Raw genomic sequence first — 22,438 nt, forward strand, 5'->3', positions numbered from 1 at the left:
CTGACATCCCGCACGCCGTTCTCCTCGACACCTGGTTCCTGTTCCTCGACAGCTCAGAAACCTAGGCGGAGAACGGCGTGCGCTCGTTCAGGCGCGCCCGGCCACCCACAGATGCGTCAGGAGAGCCCAAATTGGTAAGAGATACCGAAGCGCTCGGCCGCGGTGAGGTCCGTTCGGCCGGTGTCTCCGCGGGGTGGGCCGCGTCCGCAGAGAGGGCGTGAGGAGCTTGACCCAGATCGCTGGAGCGGGGCGCGGGGATTGCATGCCGGCGTCCGCCGTCGCGACACTGCCGACGTCTGCGGCGAGCCACGTCGCGAACTGTCGCATACAATAGGACGCTGAACTGGTCGCTTCGGGACGAGCGGACGTCTGTGGGCGATTGCGATCATCGGAGCAGGGGAGCGGACGTGGGTCGATCTGGTAAACGCATCCCTCAGCACGAGCTCACGTCACTGATCCGCGACCGGCTCATCAGTGGTGAGTTCGCTCCGGGCGTACGACTCACGGAGGAACTACTGGCGCAGGACTATTCGGTCTCGCGCATCCCCATTCGCGAGGCCCTGCGCGCACTCGATGCCGACGGATTCGTCGTGGCCCGTCCCAATATCGGGTCGTTCGTCGCGGAGATCGGTCCGGACGAGGCAGAGGACCTGCTGGAGATCCGTGCTGCGCTGGAACCGATCGCCACCGGCCGAGCCGCATTGCGCTGCGGCGACGGCGATATCCGTGATCTGGATCAGATCGTGGATCGCGGATACGCCGCGATCGCTGCGGGCGACCTCGCAGAGCTGCCCAAGATGAACAACGAGTTCCATCTCGCGGTCGCGCACCTGTCGGGAAACGCCAGCCTCGAGCGGATGATCGAGCTCCTCCAGCACAAGATCGCATGGGTCTACTCCGTCGAGCTGCCGCGGCGGGCGGCCGATTCCTGGGCGGAGCACCGTCTGATCGTCAGCGCGCTGTCGCGCGGCGACCGGGACCGCGCCTCCGAGATGATGCGCGATCACATCAACGCGGCGACGGCCGCGTACCGGCACCGCGTGACCGACACGACGCCGAGCGCGCCGTAGTCGGGCAGAGTAGTCGGCCGGTCCGTAACATTTTGTATACATTGTGACCCCGTTCCGTTACACGCAGATTGTATACATGAGGCGTGAGTTCCCCGGATCCGAATCGGGGGCACGACCTGCCCGGTGGCCCGGGCGAAAGTGACGGAATCCCATGACGCTTCGATACCGGCGCCTCGGCGCGATGGTCGTTCTCACCCTGGCGGCCGGCTCGTCGGTCGCCGCCTGTGGCGGCGCACAGTCGTCCCAGGCACAGTCGTCGGCGGGTGCCGTCTCGGCGGCCTGTCAGGCTGCGCAGCAGGCCAATCCGACCGTGGTGGGCAAGAAGTACAAGGTCGGGAACTCGCCGACGATCCCCGGGTACGAGTCCCCCGACGCCAACGATCCGGACAAGATCGTGGGCTTCGACGTCGACCTGATGAACGCGATCAGTGAGTGTGCGGGCTTCACCTACTCGTTCGTGAAGTCGGACTTCCAGAACCTGGTCCCGTCTCTGCAGGCAGGTCGGCTGGACATGGTGATCAGCAACCTGATCGCCTCACCGGCGCGCGCCCAGCAGGTCGACTTCGTTGTATACCAGCAGGATCAGGAGGCTTTGCTCGTCAAGCACGGCAACCCCAAGAACATCACCGACGTCGCCGCGCTGTGCGGGAACTCCGTCGCGGTGTTCCCGGGTACGGTGCAGGCCGGCGCCGCGCAGCAGCAGAGCGATGCGTGCGTCGCCGCAGGTAAGAAGCCGATCGAGGTGCAGACGTACACCGACTTCAACGGGTGCGTACAGGCCGTGATCACCGGCCGCAGCGACGCCACGATCGATCCGGTGAGCGTGGTCGCACAGACGGTGCAGAAGTTCCCGGCGCAGCTGTCCGGTACCGCGCCGATTCCGGAGTTCCGTTCCGCGATCGGGATCGCCCTACCGAAGTCGTCCACCGAGGTGCGCGCGGCGGTCCTCGCCGCGACCAAGGCGGTACAGGACGCGGGAACGGAGAAGGGCCTGTTCGTGAAGTGGAAGCAGGACCCGGGCAACCAGTCGGCGGCGGTGACGCTGCCCTGACATGACCCTGCCCCGACATCCGGGTGTCCGGCGCGGCGATCGCCGCGCCGGGGTCCCCGAATCCCTGCTGGGAGAACCATGAACGAATACCTGCACTACCTCGCGCTGCCGTACCTGTGGCGTGGTGCCCTCGTCACTCTCGAAGTGGCGGCGGCCTCGCTGGTCGGGGCCGTGGTCCTCGGGTTCCTGCTCGCCGAGGCCCGCTCGTTGCCGTTCGCGCCGGTGCGGTGGGCGGTCGCCGTTTACATCTGGCTCGTGCGCGGGACCCCGGTGCTGCTGCAACTGCTCCTGTTGTTCGACGCGCTGCCGTCACTGGGGGTGGTGATCCCGCCGATCCCCACGGCGATCATCGGTTTCACGCTGAACGAGGCCGCATTCTTCGCGGAGATCATCCGCGGTGGCATCCTGGCCGTCGACCGGGACCAGTTGCTCGCGGCGCAGGCGCTCGGGATGCCGCCGTGGACCACCCGTCGGCGCGTGGTGATGCCGTTGGCGCTTCGGGCGATCATCCCGAGCCTCGGCAACGAATTCATCAACCTCATCAAGAGCACGTCCCTCGCCTCCGTCATCTCGGTGGCCGAACTCACCCAGCGCAGCCAGTTCCTGTCGTCGCAGGCGTTCGTGTACTTCCCGGTGTTCGTGGCGTCCGGGCTGATGTATCTGATCCTCACGTCGGCGGTGTCCGGCACGCAGACGGTGCTCGAGCGGCGCGCGAGTCTCGACCGCGCGCAGCAACCGTCGCGGGACTCGGCTGTGGCGGAGCCCGACGGTGACGAGGCGAACCTGCTCGCCACGGCGGCGGTACCCGAGGTCCGCTCGGATCGACGGGTCCTCGTCTGCGACGGTGTCACGAAGGCGTACGGGGACCGGCCCGTGCTCCGCGGGCTGGACCTGACCGTGTGCCGCGGCGAGGTGGTCGCGGTGCTCGGCTCGAGCGGCAGTGGGAAGAGCACGCTACTGCGATTGGTCAACCACCTCGAGAGCGTCGACGAGGGCGCGATCACCGTCAATGGCCGGCACATCGGCTACTCGAACAACGGCGTCCCGGACCGGTCGCCGGCGCGGCTGGCCCGCGCCCGGGTCGAGGCGCGGGTCGGGATGGTGTTCCAGCACTTCAACCTGTTCCCGCACATGACGGTGCTGCGCAATGTCATGTCCGGTCCGCTGTACGTGGCGGGGAGCGATCAGGACCGGGCACAGGCGAGGGCCCTGCAGTTGTTGGGTGCCGTCGGCCTGCGGGAGCACGCGGACAAGCTGCCACACCAGCTGTCCGGCGGCCAGAAGCAACGCGTGGCCATCGCGCGGGCGCTTGCCACCGATCCCGAGTTGATGTTGTTCGACGAGCCCACCAGCGCCCTCGACCCTGAGTTGGTGGGCGAGGTGCTCACCGTCATGCGCCGTCTCGCCGCGGACGGGATGACGATGCTGGTCGTCACCCACGAGATCCGCTTCGCCCGCGAGGTCGCCGACCGGGTGGTGTTCATCCACGAGGGCCGGATCGTCGAGCAGGGCACTCCGCAGGAGATCCTCGACAACCCCCGGGAGCCGCAGACACGACACTTCCTGCGGTCCCTCACGTCCGTCGGCGGCTAGCCGCATCACACCCTAGGAGTACGAGTTGTTCTTCGACGATATCGTCGACCTCGGCCATGAGCTGTACACGGGAATGCCGTGCCACGCAGCGGAGGTCACGGAGTTCTGGTCCGTGGACACGTTCGCGAGCACCCGCCGCGTGAGCGATGGGCGGCGGGGACTGCACAACAAGATGATGCTGCTCAGCGAGCATACGGGCACGCACTTCGATGCGCCCTCGCACTTCGATCCGGACGGCGAGTCGGTCGAGCAGGTGCCGCTCGACCGGCTGGTCCTGCCGGGCCACCTCCTGGACGTGTGTCATCGCGGGCCGCACGAGCCGATCACCGTCGACGATCTGCTGGCCGCCGAGGCGGCCAGTGAGCGGACCATCGGGCCGGGCACCGCGGTCGTCCTCCGGACCGGACAGGATGTGCGGTGGGGGACATCGGATTTCTTCACCGAACGCCCGCACGTCCCGGCCGAGACGGCGCAGTGGCTGGTGGACCGCGGGATCAGCCTGTTCTGCACCGACCTCATCGCGATCGACGACCCGCAGCAGTGGTGGGAGCCGACCCACACGGCGTTCCTCTGCGGCGGGGTGCCGATGGTGCAGCAGCTCAACAATCTCGGCAGGCTGGTCGGGCGCGAGTTCCTGTTCGTCGTGCTGCCGCTGCCGATGCGTGGGGGCACGGCCAGCCCGGTCCGCCCCGTCGCGCTGCTGATGGCAGAAGGCTGATGATGCGGATCGCGAACCTGTCGGGTAGGTCGGTGCTCGTTGTTCCGGGGCAGCAGCTCGGCGAGGTGGGTGTGATCGACGTCGCCCGGCGTAGCGGAGGGCGATTCGGCCCGGACCCCCAGGCCCTGTACGGCGACTGGGCCGCATTCCGGGCGTGGGCCGACGGTGCCGACCGGACGCCGGACCGGATCCTTTGTCCCGGACCCGCTTTCGGTCCTCCCGTGCCCGACCCCCGACAGATCTTCGCGGTGGGCTTGAACTACGGCGAGCGCTCGTCCGAGGCGGGCGCACCCGACGACGCGATCCCGCCGGTGTTCACGAAGTTCCCCACGAGCCTGGCCGGGGCGTTCGCCACCGTCGAACTCCCGACGGACACCGTCGACTGGGAGGTCGAGCTCGTGCTGGTCCTCGGCACGGACGCCTACCGGATCACCGAGGACCGGGTGGCAGACGTCGTCGCCGGTGCGATGGTGGGCCAGGACCTCACCGACCGGGCAAGCCAGTTCGTCCGGCCCTGGCCGCAGTTCGGCCTCAGCAAGTCGTATCCCGGGTTCGCCCCGACCGGTCCGTGGCTGTCGACGCTCGACGAACTCGGTGCGCTCGACGACCTCACCTTGAGCTGCCGCATCGACGGAGAGCTCATGCAGCGCGACTCGACCGCGAGCATGCGCGTCGGAGCGACGCGCCTGATCGCGGAGCTGTCGCAGCGGGTGCGGCTCACCGCCGGTGACCTGGTCTTCACCGGCAGCCCCGGCGGCGTCGGCCACTACCGCACGCCGCCGCGCTACCTGCGACCCGGCAACCGTCTCGAATCCGAGATCACCGGACTGGGCACACAACTCGTCACCCTGATACCCACCACGGCACTGTGAGGACCGATCGCATGTCTCTGCTCCTTCTCGGCCGCGACCTGCCGGACACCGACCACTACCTGCCCAGTGACCCGACGCATGTCGCGTGGGGACTGCTGCCGACCGCTGCGACGGCTCCCCGCCTGACCGTCCGGTCGGGCGAGACCGTATGCGTGGATACGATCAGTCACGAGGGCCTGCTGGCCGACCAGGGGCGCGACCCCGCCGCGTTCTTCGGCGCCGCCGGGATCTCCACCGCGGGAGTGCTTCCCGATGTGGTGGCACTCGCCGAATCCGGCCGGATCCACGACCCGGGCGTGCAGGGACCGCATGTGATCACCGGACCCGTCGCGGTGGACGGGGCCGAGCCGGGCGACGTACTCGAGGTCGAGGTCGGGCCGCTGTACCAGCGGGCTCCGTACGGCGTGATCAGCAACCGCCATGGGCGCGGCGCTCTACCCGGCGAGTACCCGCTCGACGGCCGGGACGTGGTGAGCCTCATCGCCTTCGCCGACGGCGACACCGGGCGCCTGCCGCTCGGCGATGGACGAGACATCCGGTTCCCGCTCAATCCCTTCCTCGGCATCATGGGCGTGGCGCCGGCGGGGGATCGGCCGCACAACTCGATTCCGCCGGGGCGGCACGGCGGCAACCTCGACGTGAACCTCTTCGGCACGGGTAGCCGGCTGTTCCTACCCGTCCAGGTGCCCGGCGCGCTCTTCTACGTCGGCGACCCGCATTTCGCGCAGGGCGACGGCGAGGTGGCACTCACCGCCTTCGAGGCTCCGCTGCGCGCACAGCTGCGTCTCACCCTGCATCGCGATGCCGCCGCCCGGTCGCTGGCGGCCCGGCTCACCTCGCCCTGGGGTCGAGATACGGTGCAGCACATCGTGACCGGACTCGACCGTGACCTGGACGAGGCCATGCGAGCCTGTACCCGCAACGCGCTCACGCTCCTCGAACAGCGGTACGCCGTGCCCCCGGCGGTGGGTCTGGCGTATCTGAGCGCGGCCGCCGACTTCGAGGTGAGTCAGGTGGTCGACCAGGTGCAGGGAGTGCACTGCCGCATCCGCATCGCCGATGTCGCGCCGCTCGCGCCAGAGGTGGCGGGATGATCATCAGCAGATACGACGGCATGCTCCTGGTGGTCTTGCAGCCCGATCACGGGGTACAGACGGGGATCATCGCGCGCCAGTGGGGCAGCGACGACGTTCCCGAGCTTTCGCAGCACCGGCACGCGACGCACCTCGCCGCCACGCACCACGACGACGGCTGGGCGGTATGGGAGCGGCATCCGACCCTCGACGAGGCGACGGGACAACCCGTCCAGTTCTACGACGTCCGGCCCCGCGAGCACCTCGCCGCCTACCGCGCGGGCATCGAGCGCGCCGCGCAGATCGACCCGTGGGCGGGACTGCTGGTGAGCATGCACGGTGCCGGACTGTACAACGACCGGTACGGCACGTACCGCCTCGAGGAGATCGGTGAGCAGGCACTCGACCCGGTCGAACGGCGTCTCGTCGACGAGTTCCTCGACGATATGGCGGCCCTCCAACACCGCCTGTACGAGGAGGCCACCGGGCACCGTGCGCTGCGCGCGCCCCATCATCACCGCGGCGTGATGGACGATTACCTCACCCTGCAGGTGTGGGACCGGATCTCGCTGCAGTTCGCCCTGCGGCACGCGAGCGACGGGGTGATCGGTCCGCTGCCCGGAGCCCGACGGTCGTTGCGCTGCACCGCGGCCGGCCGATTCGAACTGGCCTTGGACCCGTACCCGTTCGTGAACGACAGGGTCGAGTTGCCCGTGGCGGCCCGCAGGATCGCGGACCGACCGTACCGCGATCCCGAGGAGTTCCTCGCAGCGCTCGCGGCAGCGCCGCTCATCGTCCTCGAGTGCACCGCGGTCAGGGGATGACGGACCGGGGGACGACGGTGCCGCTCGACCCCTACATCGTGCGGGGCGCGGTCCCGCCGACCTGCTCGGGCGTGCTCGACGGCCTGACGGTGGCGGTGAAGGACAACATCGACGTGGCCGGCATGGTGACCGGCGCGGGTAACCCCGATTGGGCGCACGGCCGGGCCCCCGCGAGCGTGGATGCGGCGTCGGTCGCGCTGCTGCGCTCGGCCGGAGCCACCGTCGTCGGTAAGGCCCACACCGACGAGTTCGCCTACAGCCTCACCGGAGTCAACGCCCACTACGGCGCGGCCGACAACCCGGCGGCACCGGGCCGGGTCGTCGGAGGTTCGTCGAGCGGGCCCGCGGCCGCGGTAGCGGCCGGGCTCGCCGACGTGGGTCTCGGCACCGATACCGGCGGCTCGATCCGGGTGCCCGCCAGCTACTGCGGGCTGTTCGGGATGCGACCCACCTGGGGCGCAGTCGATGCGACGGGGGTGGTGCCGCTCGCCCCGTCGTTCGATACCGTCGGCGTGCTGTGCCGGGACCTGCCGACCCTCGCGCGGGCGACCGGCGTGCTGGTCGAGACGCCGCCGCGCCGCGACCACGCGGACCTGCCCGTCGTGGTGGCGGCCGATCTGTTCGCGCTCTGCGTCCCGACGGTGGCGAGCGCGCTGCTGGGTGCCGCCCAGCGCGGGCTGGGGCCGCGCATCACGGGTGAGATCGACGTGACCCGCGCGGTCGGCGGCGGCGCGTGGGTCGAGCGCTTCAGGACGCTGCAGGCCGCCGAGTTCTGGCGGGCGCACGGGCGATGGATCACCGAGGTGCGGCCCCGCCTGGGGCCGGACGTCGCCGGTCGCGTCCGGATCGCCGCCGGGATCAGGGTGGATGACGCTGCCGCTGCGGCAGATTCGGTCGGAAGGGCGCGAGCCCGCCTCCGTGACCTGGTGCGGTCCACGGTGCTCGTGATGCCCACGGCACCCGGTGCGGCGCCGGCCGCCGACGATGCCGAGCGCGACCGGGTCGCCACCCTGCGCCTGACGACGGTGGCGTCGATCGGCGGGCTGCCCGCGCTGTCCGTGCCCTGCATTCGGACGCCGGACGGGCCGGTGGGGTTGTGCCTCGTCGGCCCACCCGGCGCCGAACAAGCGCTCATAACGCTCGCCAGACACCTGGTCGGATGGGTGGCTACTTCTCCCCACCCGCGCGTCGGGCGCGTAGCGCCCACACGCCGATCGCGATGAGGACGAGCACGACCACCACGACCACGGCCCAGATCCACCCCGTCGAGCTGCTGCTCGACGATCCGCTCGCGCGCGCGGGGGATGCCGGCGCGCCGGAAGCCGGTGCGGCGGTGGCGGATGCAGAAGCCACCGCGGCGGCCTGTGCCCCCTGGTCCGCGGGTGGCGCGGCGGCGAGCACGGCGCCGGTCACCTGGTCGAGCCAGAGCCTGTCGGTGCGCGGCGCGGCGAAGTCGAACAGCGAGTCCAGCTTTCCGGCCCGCGCGTCTGCCGAGCCGTCGATCCGGCCGGTGTGCCAGTTGTCCTCGATGAACCTCGTGATCGACGCCTGCTCGATCGGCGTGTGGTTCACGACGTTCGCTCGTGCATACGGCGAGATGAGCAGCAGCGGCTCGCGGGTGCCGGGGCCGCAGCGCAGCTGGTCGCCGGCGATCGGCGCCGCGGCGGCCGACGTGCAGATCCCCTTGTCCAGCTTCGGGTTCTTGCTGCCGGACAGGATGGTCGGCTTAGCGTGGTCGTACCACCCGTCGGAGTCGTCGTATGCGATCACGACGGCCGTCGAGCCCCAGTCCTTGGACTGCTGGAGCTTGTTGACATACGTGGTGACGAACGTCTGCTCGTCCAGCGGATCCGAGTACGAGGCGTGCCCGTCCTGGTACTCACCGGCCTTGAGGAAGCTCACCGCGGGCAGATCCCCGGCCGTCAGTGCGGCGTCGAAGTCGGTGAGGTCGTAGTTGTGGTTTGCCGGGCCCGCGTGCCCCACCTCGGCCACGCCGGCTGGAGGCACGTGGTGCTCGTTCGACGTGGACTTGTAGAACGAGAACGGATTGTGGTGCGGGCTGTAGTCGATCACCGCATTGCCCGCCACGTTGGTGTGCGTGGTGTTGCACTGTGCCACCGCGGATCCCGAGGCCGGGGTGCTCGGGCGGAAGCCGCCCTGGAACCAGCCCCAGCTGACGCTCTGCTCGTTGAGCAGGTCGCCGATGTTCTTGCCGCGCAGCGCCGCCAGTGCCTCGTCGGCGGTGTGATTCGTGTCGGAGCAGTCGTCGTAGAGCGGGTCCGGGTCCTGGTAGACGGTGCCGACGCCGTCGGCGTCCGGCGCGCCCACCACGTACGAGTCGGGCGTGGCGGTCTTCCTCCCGGTCTTCGGGTCGTACGATTCGACGCCGTGGGTGTCGCCGGACACCAGGTCCAGCGCGCCGGGACTCGAGGGCCCGAACACCGTGGTCCAGTAGTCGTCGCTCAGCGTGTAGTGCTGGGCGTAGTTCCACATCGCGGCAACGGTGTTGCCGTCGTAGTACCCCATCACGGAGCCGGGGTGCTCGTACATGTTCGGCCCGGACGACGCGCACTTGTCCTTGGTGGTGAACTGGACGAACTCGTTCATCGCCCCGTTGTTCGCGGCCGCCTGCTCGGCGTCGTAACTGTGGTTCTGGTCGCAGGTCACCGCCTGTCCGGGCGTGAAGCGGAACGGTTTGTACTGGTTCGGGTTCCTGTCGCCGGCGAGGCCGGCATGGGTGAAGGTATCGATGTCCGTGGGGGTTTCGGGCGCGGCATGGAACGCGGGCGCCGCAGCGCCGGAGCCCTGCAGCGTCTCGCCGGCGGTGTTGGCGGCCACCGGGTACGTGCCGAAGTAGTGGTCGAACGAGATGTTCTCGTCGAAGAGCACGACCAGGTGCTTGATGGGGGTCGCGGTGTCGCCCGGAGCGGCGGACGCGGGGGCGCCGAGCGCACCCGCCCCGAGTGTCAGCGCGGCGACCCCTGCGAGTGCGGCCAGGCCCCGGGTGGCGTCGCCGATTCGGAAGTAGCCGATTCGGAAGGAGAGCCGCGTACGCCGCCCGAACGCCCCGGGGGTCATGAACGCGCCCCGCGAAGCCAGAGAACGTCGGTCACAAGATTCCTCCTGTCGTCGAGACGCCCGTCCCCGCGTCGCGGGGTGGGAGATAGAAGTAGCCACCGCCGAACGGGGCGATGTAATCGACCAGCGGTTCGCCCTCGAGGCGGTCCTGCGTCGCCTCGAACTGTCCCGCGATGTCGCGCTGCAGGCAGGTGAACACCAGTCCCAGATCGAGATTCCCGTTGGAGTCCATGCCGCCGACGTAGTTGTAGGCGCGGCGGAAGATGCGCGAGCGGTCGGTGCCGGGCGTGCGCGGATTGGCCAGCCGCATATGCGCGGTCAGCGGGATCACGTCGCCGGTCGGGTCGGCCGCGTACTGCGGCACGTCGGTCTCGACGTCACCGTCGAGCGGGGCCCCCGTCGTGCGCACCCTCCCGAACATGTTCTCCTGCTCCGAGATCGAGACCCGATCCCAGAACTCGGTGAGCATCCGGATGAGCCGGACCACGACGAATGTGCCGCCCCGAGTCCACGGCTGGGTCGGCTCGTCGATCCACACGAGCGAGTCGAAGTCGGCGCCGGTGGGGTTGGAGGTGCCGTCTTTGAATCCGAAGTGGTTGCGCGGCGCGCCGTCCGGACGGGGCGACGGCCGCACGCCGTCCTGCCGCCACCGCACGGCGAGGCCGCCGCGGGTGACGCGCGTCAGCTCGCGCAGGGCGTGCACCACCACGTCCTGCTGGTCGGCGCGGATCTCCAGCAGCATGTCACCGTCGCACTCGTCGCGCTGCAGCCGGTCGTCCGGGAACTCGCGCATCGCCTTGATCCCCTTGGGTCTCCGGTCCGCGTGCGCATGGTCGAAGAAGCTCGCACCGTAGCCGATGTTCACCACCAGCCCGTCGCTCGGTACCACGCCGCCCAGCGTGCCCGAGTCGCTGGGCGGCGCCGAGATCCCCACAGCGGGTGGCACATACCCGCGGCACAGCCGGCCGATCTGTGCCGCGAGGGTGCGCAACAGATCGTCGGTCTCGGCGGGAGTCCCGGTCTGCAGGTCCAGCGCGACGTAGCTGGCGAACGCCTGGGTCGCCTCCACGGCACGCTCGGCCGCCGGCGCCGGCGGTGCCGATTCCGTGCGGTCGCAGCCCGCGGCGACGACCGCGGCACCCAGCCCCGCGGCACCGAAAGCCGCACCACGCAGGAAGTTCCGACGACCAGCCGGGCTCAATTCGTCCTCCGCACATCGGTGATGGCGGCGATCGGGGCGAGCAGCTCGACGAGGCCGCCGAACGAGGCGTTCAGCCGCTCGCGATCCGCCTGCGAGAAGGAGGAGACGGCCCGGCCCGGGTACTTCGTCGCCATCGCTGTGACGACGGTGACCGTCTGGTCGAGGGCGCTTCGGGTGGCGCCCAGCCGCGGGTACCGGGTGCTCAGCAGCGGTGTCAGCAGGTCCAACAGCCGGCGGGTGCCCTCCAGGTTCGCCAGGGCGGTGTCCAGCGACGCGTGCGAACCGAGGTCGTCGGCGCCCGTGAGGGTGAATTCGATGGTGTTCTCCGTGATCTCGTGTGCGCGTAGGCCGATCTGCAGCGGATCGACGGCGATGTTCGGGAAGTCGGCCGTGAGACCGTCGACATCTGTCTGCAGCTGCCGTTCCAGGTCCGCCGGCACCGTCGGCTGTGGGCCCCACAGCGCAGCTTCGATGGCGTGGAAGCCCGACGTCGGCGCCGGCGGCCCGGGGTCGTTGATCTTCGTATCCCAGTCGCCGAAGGCGTCGTACGCGGCGCCGAGCGTCTCGTACAGGTGATGCGCAGCGAGCCAGGCGCTGCGTTGTGCCGTGACATCGGGCGCCGCCGCCAGCGCGCGGACCGCCGCCTGCAACGCGGGGAGGCGGCTCGCGATCCACGCCTGGTACTGCAGGGTCACGGGAGTGAGGTCCTGTGTCGAGAGCGGCGCGACACCGCGGGTCGCCGGGGCGGTACCGCCGGTGACCGCGAAGACGCCGCCGGATACGGCGGGAACGTCGGTGAAGTAACACGCGAAGTGGTAGACGCCGCGGGCCAGGCTCACCTGCATCTGCCGGGTCGAGCCGGGTCCCACCCCCTCCAGCTCTGCGTAGACGGTTCCGGCGGCGCCGGCGACGGTGATCTCGAGCGCGTGGGTCGTGCGGTTGGTCACGGCGAACACCTGTGCGCCGCCGGTGACCTCGCTCGGTGGCCGTGCGCATCCGCCGATCCCGGCATCGACTGCAGTGACGGGGAGTCCGTCCAGGGTGCGGCCGGGCACGGTACGTGTCTGGTTCGGCAGCGCGTACACGACGACGCCGGCCACCGCGATCAGCGCGGCGGTCGTGAAGGCGGTCGGGGCGATCCATCGGGCTGGGACGGACACGACGTGAACCTATCCCCGGAGATTCCGGCAAACCGGTCGGTGCAAGGGTCTAGTGGGCAGGGGTTCACCGAATGTTCACGGCGGGGGCTGCGGGGGGTGCACGCCGGTCGCCGCCACGGCGGCGGCAGGGCGCTCCGGCCGAGGTCGGGACGTCGAGTTCGTCGCGGATCATCTCGATCAGGCGGTGGGACTCTGGTGGTCCACCGCGTATGATGATCGGCGCCCCGCTCCCGGCTTCCAGCAGGCGACCGACCGATACCGATCCAGCCAAGGAGACAAGCGTGAGCAGATCCGACAAGCCCGTCCTGTCCCAGGTTCTCGGGTGGCTGCGGGCCAGCTACCCCGACGGCATCCCGCCGAAGGACTACTTCCCCCTGCTGGCCCTCCTCGAGCGGACGCTCACCGACGAGGAACAGAACCAGGTCATCGGCCACCTCCTCGCCGCGCGACCAGAGGGCTCCGTAGACCGGCAGCAGATCGAAGAGGCCATCGCGAAGGTCACCCACGCCGAACCCGGCACAGACGACACCCGGCGGATCGCGGCCCGACTCGCCGCCGGCGGTTGGCCGCTCACGGGGTTCACCACCTAGCGGGACGCCCTGCAGGAGAACGAGTATCGCCACCGAACCGGACGGGTTCGGTGGCGATCCGCAAGGGTGGTTCGGGCGACCTGGTCACGGCCGCCGGTGACGCGGGCAACCGGACGCGGTCACCAGCCGCGGTGCCAACCTCCGCCCCAGCCGTGGTGCCAGCCGCCGCCCCAGCCGCCGCCACACCAGCCGCTGCTCCAGTAGCCGGGGTGCCACCAACCCGGGTGCCACCAACCCCAGGCCCAGTAGCCCGGACCCCACCAGCCGGGATGCCAATATCCCGGGCCGCAGAACTGCGGATGCAGCGTCGCCGCGTCGGCCGCCGTGTCACCGATCGTGAACAGCACCAACGACAAACCGATCACACCTATCGCCAAAAGCAATGTTCTCTTCATGCCCTAGGGATCGCAGAAGTTCTCCGTGCCCGTTACCTGGACCGGTGCGCCCCGCCCGGGAATCTCCCGGCCAAGGACAACCGTCGGCGTGGGGAACGCCCACATCGGGCGGCGCCCAGCGCTGCCGCTGTGTGCGGACAACGCCGCTACCTGCGGGTTTCCTCGATAGACGTGGCTGGGCAAGAGACATGTGATTTGCGAAAGAAATATTTCATCGATTCCGACTTAACACGACTAACACGAATCCTATGAATGGGGCTGGACGTGCCTGCCGTCGGGATCGGGCACCCCGAGCCGGCGGTACCGGTCCATTCGCTGCGCCATCCGTACGTCGCTGGGAATCAGCGACAGTTCGGCGAGCGCCTCGCTGATCGCGAGGCCCACCCGGTTGGCGAACTCGTCGGGTTCCGCGGTGGCATCCGGCCGCTCGGGGATCACCCGGTCGACGATGCCGTCGCGATACAGATCGGCCGAGCTGATGCCCTGCCACTCGGCCATCTCGGCGGCATGGTCGGCGGAGCGGAACACCACAGCGCTCGCGCCCTCCGGCGGCAGTGGGGCCAGCCACCCGTGCTGCGCGCACAGCACCCGGTCGGCGGGCAGCATCGCGAGCGCCCCGCCGCCCGTGCCCTGGCCGAGCAGCACTGAGATCGTCGGCACCGTGAGGTTCACCAGCTCGGCCAGACACCGCGCGATCTCGCCCGCGAGGCCACCCTCCTCCGCTTCGCGAGAGAGAGCTGCGCCCCACGTGTCGATCGCGAGCACGAGCGGCAGCCGCAACTCCTCCGCGAGGCGCATGCCGCGCTGCGCGAGCCGCAGCGCGGCGGGTTCGAGCAGTGCGGCGGGCCCGTTCCCCGCCTGCCCGACGATGACGCACGGGTACCCCCGGATCCGTGCCAGCGTCAGCAGGAGCGAGTCGTCGTTCTCGCCCTGACCGGTGCCGCTGAGCGGGACGTTGTCGGTGGCGCTCTGCCGCAGCACGAGCCGCACGCCGGGGCGCCGCGGGTTCCGGCTCGCGGTCACGGCGTCCCATGCCGACACGTCCGCGGGCGCGGCGGCCAGCTCGTCGCTGCTGACCTGCGGGGCGAGGGGATCGGCGGCCTGCTCGCCCATCATCACTATCAGCGCGCGGTGGGCGAGCAGACGTAGGAACCGGACGGGCACGACACCGTCGATGAGCCCGTGCGCGAAGAGGTTCTCTGCGGTCTGCACGCCGGCCGGGAAGGGCTCGCCGTACAGCTGCTCGAACACGCGGGGCCCCAGGAACCCGACGGTGGCGCCGGGCTCCGCGGCCGTGATGTGCCCGAGGGAACCCCACGACGCGAAGACCCCGCCCATCGTGGGGTTTCGCAGGTAGACCAGGTAGGGCAGCCCGGCGGCCTTGTGCCGGGTGACGGCGATGGTGATCTTGACCATCTGGAGGAAGGCGACGGTGCCCTCCTGCATCCGGGTGCCACCCGACGCGGTGGTCGCGAGCAGCGGCAGCCGCAGCGCGGTGGCGCGCTCGACGGCGGTCACCACGCGTTCGGCCGCCGCGACGCCGACCGAGCCGCCGAGGAAGTCGAACTCGCACGCGATCAGGGCGACGCGCCGGCCGCGGATGCGCCCCTCACCGGTGACCACCGCCTCGTCGAGCCCCGACCGTTCCCGCGCCCGCGCGAGGCTGGCGGCGTAGTCGGGCGACGGATGCACGTCCAGCGGCGGCGCGTCCCAGAATACGAACGTCCCCCGGTCCAGGACCGCGTCGATGAGTACATGGGCCGGCGTCGACATGGCTACAGGCTAGCCACGGCCGGTGGCCGTCGGGCCCGGATAGAGCGCACCGTCAGAACGTGCGGTGAGGCGCCCCACGACACGTGGACCGGCTCGCCCCCGACCGGCGACAGCTCGCGGATTGTTGCTCCCGCCCCGATTCTGCTCGGCGTGCGTTCGGGGGAACATGTCCGGGTGACCGCGGGTTGCAGATGGTCGTGACTGTTCCGAACGTGACACTGAACAACGGCACCACGATCCCGCAGCTCGGCTTCGGCGTATGGCAGGTGCCTGACGACCAGGCCGAGGCGTCGGTGGCGGAGGCGCTGCGCGTCGGCTACCGCAGTATCGACACCGCTGCGATATACGGCAACGAGGGCGGGACCGGGCGCGCGATCGCCGCGTCCGGCGTCGCCCGCGGGGACGTCTACCTCACGACCAAGCTGTGGAACTCCGAACAGGGCTACGACCAGACTCTGAAGGCGTTCGACGCCTCACTGGAGCGGCTCGGCACCGACTACGTGGACCTCTATCTCATCCACTGGCAGGTACCCGAGGCGGATCTGTTCGTGGAGACCTTCAAGGCATTCCAGGCGATCCGCGACGGCGGCCGCGCGAAGTCCATCGGCGTCAGCAACTTCACGCTCCCCAACCTGAAGCGGCTGATCGCCGAGACCGGCGAGGTCCCCGCCGTGCACCAGATCGAGCTGCACCCGCGGTTCACGCAGACCGCGTTGCGCGCGTTCCATAGGGAGGTCGGCATCGCGACCGAGGCGTGGTCGCCGCTCGGGCAGGGGCAGGTGCTCTCGGATCCGACGATCGGAGCCATCGCACAGGCACACGGCGTGAGCCCGGCCCAGGCGATCCTGCGCTGGCACCTGCAGCTCGGCAACGTTGTGATCCCCAAGTCGGTGACGCCGGCCCGGATCGCGCAGAACTTCGACGTGTTCGGCTTCGAGCTCACCGATGACGAGGTCGCCCGGATCAGCGGGCTCGACTCCACCGAAGGTCGCATCGGGCCGGACCCGGCGGAGTTCAACCTGCGCTGATCGTATGGCGGCGGTGGAGAATCCGGGGAGCGGACGGTTCACCCCACCAGCTCGGCGACCGCCCGCGCCGCCTCGCGACCTGCGCGGTTGGCGCCGATCGTGGAGGCGGACGGGCCGTAGCCGAGCAGGTGCAGCCGGGGTTCGCCGGCCACCTCGGTGGCGAGCCGACCGGTCATGACGATGCCGCCGCCCGGTGCGCGGAGGCCGAGTGGTGCGAGATGGTCCATCGAGTAGCGGAAGCCGGTGCACCACAGCACGACGTCGACGTGGCGCGTAGTGCCGTCGGTGAGCACGACACCGTCGGGCCCCAGCGCGCGGAACATCGGATTCCAGGCCAGGATCCCGGCTTCCCGGGCGCGGCGCATCGGCTCGGTCAGCGGCAGGCCGGTCACCGAGACGACGGAGCCGGGCGGCAGCCCCGCCCGCACACGCTCCTCGACCCGTGCGACCGCACGTCGGCCCCTGTCCGGATCGAAGGGTCGGTCGTCCCATTCGGGCTCGCGGCGCGAGAACCACACGGTGTCGGCCACCGCTGCGATCTCCACGAGCAGTTGGACGGCGGTGATCCCGGCGCCGACCACCGCCACCGTCAGGCCCGCGAACGGCTCGGCCGCGCGGTACTCGTGCGCGTGCAGCTGACGCCCGGCGAACGACCCGGCACCGGGCACCGTCGGCCAGAACGGCCGGTCCCAGGTGCCCGTGCAATTGATAACCGCAGCGGGACGGACGGTGAATTCTTGTCCGTCCGCGATGCCGGTCACGGCGTACGGGCGATCGGCGTCGCCGGTGCGGGTCACCGTCGACACGTGGGCCGGGCGGCGCACGGGAATGGCGAACCGGCGCTCGTATTCGCCGAAGTACCGTGCCACGCCGTCCGCGGCCGGTACCTGGTCGCAGTGCTCGCCGAGCGCCTCGTGCAGTCCCCATCCGGGCAGGTCGTGAACGTGGTTGGCGGCCGCGAGGGTGAGCGACGGCCACCGTCTACTCCACGCCCCACCGGGGCCGGGGTAGTGGTCCAGCAGAATGTAGTCGTCCACCCCGAAACGCGGCAGGAAATACCCCGCCGACAGGCCCGCCTGCCCCGCCCCGACCACCACGACCGCTGTCACGCTCGTAGCGTAGATTGCGGCACATGATTGGCTATACGCTCGAGGACAGGCTGGCGATCGTCGAATTCCAGCGTCCGGACGCGCGGAATGCGCTCAATCCAGAGATCATCGTCGCGCTGAACAAGGCGTTCGACCGCGCGGTGGCCGACGGGGTATTCGTGATCGTGCTGCGCGGCCAGGGCAGCGCATTCTGCGCGGGTGCCGATCTGCGGTCGGGCGCCGTGCTCGACAAGGGCTTCATGGAGAGCGTGATGCGGTTCTACGCGCGGGCCGAGCGGCTCGAGCAGATCATCGTCGCCGACCTCAACGGCCCGGCGGTCGGCGCCGGCGTCCAGATGGCGATGATGGCGGACCTGCGGGTGCTCGATCCCGGCGCCAGCATCGCGATCCCCGCGGCCAAGCTGGGCGTCACCATCGACAAGTGGACGCTGCGGCGCCTCGAGAACCTGGTCGGTGGCGGCCATGCCCGCAGCATCCTCATGGCCTGCAAGAAGTACGACGCGCAGACCCTCGAACGCCTCGGCTTCGCCAATCTGGTCGGCGACCGCGAGGAGGCACTCGAGTTCGCGCGGGGGCTCACCCGGCTGGCGCCGCTGTCGCTGCGGAACTACAAGGCGCTGTTCAAGAACGACTACGCCCGCGAGCGGCTCAGCGCGGTGGAGGCCGATCGACTGCACGCCGTGTGGGATTCCGATGACCTGAAGGAGGCCGTCGTGGCCCGCATCGAGAAGCGTGACCCCGTCTTCCGGGGCCGCTGATGGCCGGCATCCGAGACCGGCTCGGCGACGTTCCGAGCCGGACGGCCTTGGGGTTGGGGGCGGCCGCCCTCGGCGTGGGTACCGCGGCCGGCGCCGCGGGAGTCACGCTGCTGCGGGCCGGGTCCGGACTCAAGCGCTCGATGGGTGCCAAGGCCGAGCGCCAGTTCACCAACACCGACCCCGACACCCCGCACGAGCGGTTCGGTGTCGGCAAGGTCGTGCGCGGTTTCGTCGTCCGATCCCGACGTGGTCGGCCCCACGGCCCGATCCCCCTGGCCGCGCCGCTCGTCCCGGTCCAGGCGGCGGAGTTGGCGGTGACCTGGTACGGCCACTCGTCGGTGCTGATCGAGGTCGACGGGTACCGCGTGCTCGCGGACCCGGTGTGGGGTGAGCGGGTCAGCCCGTCGCCGACGATCGGCCCGGCGCGGCTGCACCCCGTTCCCGTCGCGCTGGAGGCGATCCCGCCGGTCGACGCCGTGGTGATCAGCCACGACCACTACGACCACCTCGACCTGCCGACGGTCGAGGCACTCACGAGGGGACAGGACGCGCCGTTCCTGGTGCCCGTCGGTGTGGGCGAGCACCTGCGCTCGTGGGGCGTGCCGGATGACCGCATCATCGAGCGTGACTGGGATCAGGCGCACACGATCGGCGATCTCAAGATCGTCTGCACCGAGGCCCGGCACTTCTCGGGCCGCGGGCTGTCTCGCAACAGCACGCAGTGGGCCTCGTGGTCGATCGTCGGCCCGCGGCACCGGGTGTTCTTCGGCGGTGACACCGGGTACACGGAGCGTTTCAAGCTGATCGGTGACCACTTCGGGCCGTTCGACCTCACTCTGGTGCCCATCGGCGCCTACGACGAGCTGTGGCCCGACGTGCACACCACGCCCGAGGAGGCCGTGGCCATCCACCGGATGATCGCGAAGCCGGACGCGCTGCTCGTGCCGATCCACTGGGCCACGTTCAACCTCGCGTTCCACGACTGGGCGGAGCCCGTCGAACGCCTGCTGGCGGCGACGGCCGAGGCCGGCATCGAGACATATGCCCCCAAGCCGGGCGGGCGAGTCGACGTCCTGCGACACGCTAAGGGTGCGGGGCATCGCGAGAAGTGGTGGACCACCGTAGCCTGATGGCCATGGATTTCAAGAATCTTGCTGAGAAGGCCAAGGAAGCAATCGAGAAGAACCCGTCGCTGGTGGACAAGGCGGGCGACCTCATCGACAAGCAGACCGGCGGCAAGTACGCGGCGGGTGTCGACAAGGTGCAGGACGCCGCGAAGAAGTGGGCTGGGGCGAGCGAAGCGACGGGGGAGCAGCAGGGCGCGAGCGAAGCGACGGGGGAGCAGCAGGGCGCGAGCGAAGCGACGGGGGAGCAGCAGGGCGCGAGCGAAGCGCCGGCCGAGCCGCCCGCGCCGGCCGAGGGTGCCAAGCCCGCCGAAGGGTGATTCCCGGCCGAATGGGACACGCCTGGTTTGTAGGCTGATCCAGCAGACCGCCAGCCAGGAGGAGCCGCATGGGCCGACACCATCCGAGTGCGTACGGAGCACCTGCCGTCTGGAATCGGAGCCGTCGTCTGTGGTGGCCGGTGCTCGGGGTGGTCCTGGTCGTGTTGCTCGTGGGGGGCGTATGGCGGATCCTGCACACCTCCGGCGGCGCGTGCGCCTCCCCGAGCGAGTACACGGTGGCCGCCGACCAGTCGCTGGTCGACGTCGCCGAGCGTGAGGCCGCACGCGCGGCGGACTCGTGTACGTCGTTCACGATCCAGACCGTCCCGGACTCCGCGATGCCCGGCCTGCTGGCCGGCGGCGGCGCGATCCCGGACCTGTGGCTGGCCTCGTCGAAGGCGCGCGTCGACACCGTCGGTACCGAGGTGGGTCGTGACCTGCCGGCGACGACGGTGGCGTCGTCCCCGATCGTCGTCGCGGGCGCGAAGCCCGGGACGCCCACGACCTGGCTCGAGGCGTTGAGCGCGTCGGACCTGCACGCGGTCCCCGTCGATGCGCCGAACGCCGACGCGCCGCTGATCGTCGCGGTCGCCGAGTCGGGGACATCGGGGTCCGATCAGCAGGCTCTCACCGCGGCACTCGTGCACCTCGCGCAGTCCGCGCCGACGGTGCAGGGCGAGCCGGTGTCGGCCGCCGCGCGGGCCGGCGGCGTGGTCGTGGTGCCCGAATCGCAGTACCTGGCTGCGAAGAAGGGCGACCCGGCCCTCGCCGCGGTCGTGCCGCAGGTCGGGACCGTCCTGAATCAGATCCCGCTCGTGGTCACCGCGTCGGGCGACCGGGTGACCGGCGCGGAGACAGCAGAGAAGCTGCTCGCCGGGGCGTTCGCCTCTCGCGAGGGTGCGGGGGACCTGAAGGCGGCGGGCCTCCGCGACGCCGACGGTACCGCGGCGCCCGACGGTGGCGTCGGCACCGTCGTACTCCTGCCCGAGCCCGACAAGAGCAAGCTCGCGGAGGGTGAGCGGCTTCTCGCCGCGGTCGCCGTGCCGCTGAAGACTCTCGTGGTGATGGATACCTCGGGCTCGATGGCCGAGCAGTCCGGGTCCACCACCCGGATCGGGATGGCGGTCGCCGGTTTCGATCGGGTGGTCTCGCAGATCTCGGATGCCGACGCGATCGGGCTGTGGTCGTTCTCGTCGAGCACCCGCGGCGCCCCGTGGAACGCGTTGGTGCCGGTCGCGCCCCTGGCCGCGAAGCGCGGCTCCGTGACGCAGCGCACCGCGCTGGTCGACGCGATGAACGGGCTGCGTGATCGCGTCGGCGGTGGAACCGCGCTGTACACAACGATTCTCGCTGCCTACAAGCAGGCGCAGCGGGAGTTCGACCCGGCCTACTCGAACTCGATCATCGTGCTCACCGACGGCACGGACGAGGACGCGGACACCACGACGCTGGCGCAGCTGATCGCCGGCCTCACAGCGATCATCGACCCCGCCAAGCCGATCACCATCAACACCGTCGGCATCTCCGGCGACGCCGACATGAACGCGATCGAAGCGATCTCGGCCGCGACCGACGGCACGGCGCTGCGCGCCGACAGCGAACAGCAGATGCTTGCCGACTTCGTCACCGCCGTCGCGAACCGTACCCGGAAGTAGCCGCAGCAGTCGAACGCGCATGCCTCATGTGGGTGGATAGTGGGTATTCCACTGGCTGTAGTCAGGCAAAGAACCGTTGCTGTGGTCACGGTTCGAGATGTGTCCAACTCGAATCGATCGCGGACGGCCCGCGGGAACCACCTGAGAAGTGGATCTCCACTCGCGATGGCGGGTGCGAATCGCCCTAGCAGGTGGTTCTCGCTGTCTCAGGTGGTGAAGCCGCCCTCGAGCCGGCTGCGCGAGCCGGGGTGGACCAGGCGTGCGACGCTCACCAATCCTCTTGCACTCCAGGTCTTCCGGTTGATCATCAGGCACGGCTCGGTGGGCGGGATCTGCAGCAGTTCGCACTCCTGGGGACTGCCGAGTAGGGCCTCGACGACGTGCTCGCCGCGGACCAGGGGGGCGACCCGGCTGAGGTAGCTGTTGGGGGTCTCGGCGGTGAAGTCCTGTGCGAGGTAATCGGGGGCGAGCGCGGGGTCGACGTACCGGTCCTCCACCTGGATCGGCGTGGTCTCCTCGTAGTGCACGACCAACGAGTGGAACGCCTCGCCATGCCACAGCCCGTGCGGCTCACCCGACGGCTCGCGGCGCGCGAAGACGATGTCGGTGCGGTGCCGGTGCCCGCGGCGCTGCACCTCGTCGGCGATGTTGCGCACCTCGAACAGCGGCGAGGCGGCCTTGTCCGGCGCGACGAAGGTGCCGACGCCCGGCATGCGTACGACGACGCCCTCGGTCGCGAGGTCGCGGATCGCCCGGTTCACCGTCATCCGCGCCAGCCCGAGCGCACCGACCAGCTGGTTCTCGGACGGCAGCTGGAATCCCTCGGGCCAGCGCCCGGAGTCGATCTGGGCGCGCAGCACCGTCTTCACCCGCTCATACGCGGGTGTCGCGGGCGTGCCCGCGGTGGCGAACCGCTCGGCGAGCTCCGCGTCGCTCAGTGCATCGGTCGGCATCGTGTCTCCTGCTCGCCGACCCGGTCGCCAGCTTGTTGTCAGAGTAGCCGACGGTCGCGTGGCCACCCCTTGACATTTAACTGTCTAGACAGC

21 protein-coding genes are annotated in these 22,438 nt (G+C 70.1%); 14 read left to right on the top strand and 7 right to left on the bottom strand.

From position 1 onward, the window contains the following. Positions 1 to 407: 407 nt before the first annotated feature. The 8 genes from ABD908_RS14585 (at position 408) to ABD908_RS14620 (ending at position 8,424) form a co-directional block, all read left to right on the top strand. Positions 408 to 1,070 carry a GntR family transcriptional regulator gene (locus ABD908_RS14585; RefSeq protein WP_344997113.1) on the top strand — a complete coding sequence of 221 codons (663 nt, stop codon included), beginning with the start codon at positions 408 to 410 and terminating at the stop codon, positions 1,068 to 1,070. A 151-nt stretch (positions 1,071 to 1,221) separates the two neighbouring features. Further along, positions 1,222 to 2,121: an ABC transporter substrate-binding protein gene (locus ABD908_RS14590; RefSeq protein WP_344997116.1), complete on the top strand. Its 900-nt coding sequence runs from the start codon at positions 1,222 to 1,224 to the stop codon at positions 2,119 to 2,121. 78 nt (positions 2,122 to 2,199) lie between these two features. Next, the gene (locus tag ABD908_RS14595) at positions 2,200 to 3,714 is read left to right on the top strand and encodes an amino acid ABC transporter permease/ATP-binding protein (protein WP_344997119.1); all 1,515 of its coding nucleotides are present in this window, start codon (positions 2,200 to 2,202) and stop codon (positions 3,712 to 3,714) included. Positions 3,715 to 3,739: 25 nt separating this feature from the next. Continuing rightward, positions 3,740 to 4,432: a cyclase family protein gene (locus ABD908_RS14600; protein WP_344997122.1), complete on the top strand. Its 693-nt coding sequence runs from the start codon at positions 3,740 to 3,742 to the stop codon at positions 4,430 to 4,432. Beyond that, positions 4,432 to 5,304: a fumarylacetoacetate hydrolase family protein gene (locus ABD908_RS14605; protein WP_344997124.1), complete on the top strand. Its 873-nt coding sequence runs from the start codon at positions 4,432 to 4,434 to the stop codon at positions 5,302 to 5,304. Before ABD908_RS14600 ends, ABD908_RS14605 begins: the two co-directional genes overlap by 1 nt. An 11-nt stretch (positions 5,305 to 5,315) precedes the next feature. Further along, on the top strand, positions 5,316 to 6,398 hold the full coding sequence (locus ABD908_RS14610) for an acetamidase/formamidase family protein (RefSeq protein ID WP_344997127.1): 1,083 nt from the start codon (positions 5,316 to 5,318) through the stop codon (positions 6,396 to 6,398). Beyond that, positions 6,395 to 7,201 (top strand): DUF3891 family protein, encoded by an 807-nt coding sequence (locus ABD908_RS14615; protein WP_344997130.1) that lies wholly within the window; start codon positions 6,395 to 6,397, stop codon positions 7,199 to 7,201. Before ABD908_RS14610 ends, ABD908_RS14615 begins: the two co-directional genes overlap by 4 nt. Further along, on the top strand, positions 7,198 to 8,424 hold the full coding sequence (locus ABD908_RS14620) for an amidase family protein (protein ID WP_344997133.1): 1,227 nt from the start codon (positions 7,198 to 7,200) through the stop codon (positions 8,422 to 8,424). The genes ABD908_RS14615 and ABD908_RS14620 overlap by 4 nt, the downstream gene beginning before the upstream one ends. Here the strand turns inward: ABD908_RS14620 and ABD908_RS14625 are convergent. The 3 genes from ABD908_RS14625 to ABD908_RS14635 are packed head-to-tail and all read right to left on the bottom strand — an operon-like array spanning position 8,369 to position 12,640. Continuing rightward, positions 8,369 to 10,279, bottom strand: coding sequence for a phospholipase C (locus ABD908_RS14625; protein WP_344997136.1), 1,911 nt, complete (start codon positions 10,277 to 10,279; stop codon positions 8,369 to 8,371). The genes ABD908_RS14620 and ABD908_RS14625 overlap by 56 nt on opposite strands. 31 nt (positions 10,280 to 10,310) lie before the next feature. After that, complete coding sequence (locus tag ABD908_RS14630; protein ID WP_344997139.1) at positions 10,311 to 11,480, bottom strand: Dyp-type peroxidase; 1,170 nt, start codon at positions 11,478 to 11,480, stop codon at positions 10,311 to 10,313. Next, positions 11,477 to 12,640, bottom strand: coding sequence for an imelysin family protein (locus tag ABD908_RS14635; protein WP_344997141.1), 1,164 nt, complete (start codon positions 12,638 to 12,640; stop codon positions 11,477 to 11,479). The genes ABD908_RS14630 and ABD908_RS14635 overlap by 4 nt, the downstream gene beginning before the upstream one ends. Positions 12,641 to 12,921: 281 nt before the next feature. On the opposite strand from ABD908_RS14635, the gene ABD908_RS14640 reads away from it, so the two are divergent. Then, positions 12,922 to 13,230 (top strand): DUF3349 domain-containing protein, encoded by a 309-nt coding sequence (locus ABD908_RS14640; RefSeq protein WP_344997144.1) that lies wholly within the window; start codon positions 12,922 to 12,924, stop codon positions 13,228 to 13,230. A gap of 119 nt (positions 13,231 to 13,349) precedes the next feature. Here the strand turns inward: ABD908_RS14640 and ABD908_RS14645 are convergent, their stop codons facing one another. Next, positions 13,350 to 13,625, bottom strand: a complete 276-nt coding sequence (locus ABD908_RS14645) for a hypothetical protein (protein ID WP_344997147.1) — start codon at positions 13,623 to 13,625, stop codon at positions 13,350 to 13,352. Positions 13,626 to 13,871: 246 nt separating this feature from the next. Then, entirely contained in the window at positions 13,872 to 15,398 is a 1,527-nt protein-coding gene (locus tag ABD908_RS14650) for a carboxyl transferase domain-containing protein (protein WP_344997149.1), read from the bottom strand. A gap of 212 nt (positions 15,399 to 15,610) precedes the next feature. Here ABD908_RS14650 and ABD908_RS14655 point away from each other — a divergent pair, with 212 nt between their 5' ends. Next, positions 15,611 to 16,426, top strand: coding sequence for an aldo/keto reductase (locus tag ABD908_RS14655; RefSeq protein WP_344997152.1), 816 nt, complete (start codon positions 15,611 to 15,613; stop codon positions 16,424 to 16,426). 38 nt (positions 16,427 to 16,464) lie between these two features. Here the strand turns inward: ABD908_RS14655 and ABD908_RS14660 are convergent, their stop codons facing one another. Beyond that, positions 16,465 to 17,535, bottom strand: a complete 1,071-nt coding sequence (locus ABD908_RS14660; RefSeq protein WP_344997154.1) for an NAD(P)-binding domain-containing protein — start codon at positions 17,533 to 17,535, stop codon at positions 16,465 to 16,467. A gap of 23 nt (positions 17,536 to 17,558) precedes the next feature. Between ABD908_RS14660 and ABD908_RS14665 the strand changes: the two genes are divergently transcribed. The 4 genes from ABD908_RS14665 to ABD908_RS14680 all read left to right on the top strand — a co-directional run bounded on the left by ABD908_RS14665 (position 17,559) and on the right by ABD908_RS14680 (position 21,392). Next, positions 17,559 to 18,293, top strand: coding sequence for an enoyl-CoA hydratase (locus ABD908_RS14665; RefSeq protein WP_344997157.1), 735 nt, complete (start codon positions 17,559 to 17,561; stop codon positions 18,291 to 18,293). After that, positions 18,293 to 19,423: an MBL fold metallo-hydrolase gene (locus ABD908_RS14670; RefSeq protein WP_344997159.1), complete on the top strand. Its 1,131-nt coding sequence runs from the start codon at positions 18,293 to 18,295 to the stop codon at positions 19,421 to 19,423. The genes ABD908_RS14665 and ABD908_RS14670 overlap by 1 nt, the downstream gene beginning before the upstream one ends. Positions 19,424 to 19,428: 5 nt before the next feature. Next, positions 19,429 to 19,737: an antitoxin gene (locus ABD908_RS14675; protein ID WP_344997162.1), complete on the top strand. Its 309-nt coding sequence runs from the start codon at positions 19,429 to 19,431 to the stop codon at positions 19,735 to 19,737. 140 nt (positions 19,738 to 19,877) lie between these two features. Then, entirely contained in the window at positions 19,878 to 21,392 is a 1,515-nt protein-coding gene (locus ABD908_RS14680) for a VWA domain-containing protein (protein WP_344997165.1), read from the top strand. A gap of 206 nt (positions 21,393 to 21,598) precedes the next feature. Here the strand turns inward: ABD908_RS14680 and hutC are convergent, their stop codons facing one another. Next, entirely contained in the window at positions 21,599 to 22,345 is a 747-nt protein-coding gene (gene hutC, locus ABD908_RS14685) for a histidine utilization transcriptional repressor HutC (protein ID WP_344997168.1), read from the bottom strand. Positions 22,346 to 22,438 lie beyond the last annotated feature (93 nt).

The sequence above is a fragment of the Tsukamurella soli genome (genome assembly GCF_039541155.1).
In the GTDB taxonomy this organism is placed as follows: Bacteria; Actinomycetota; Actinomycetes; order Mycobacteriales; family Mycobacteriaceae; genus Tsukamurella; species Tsukamurella soli.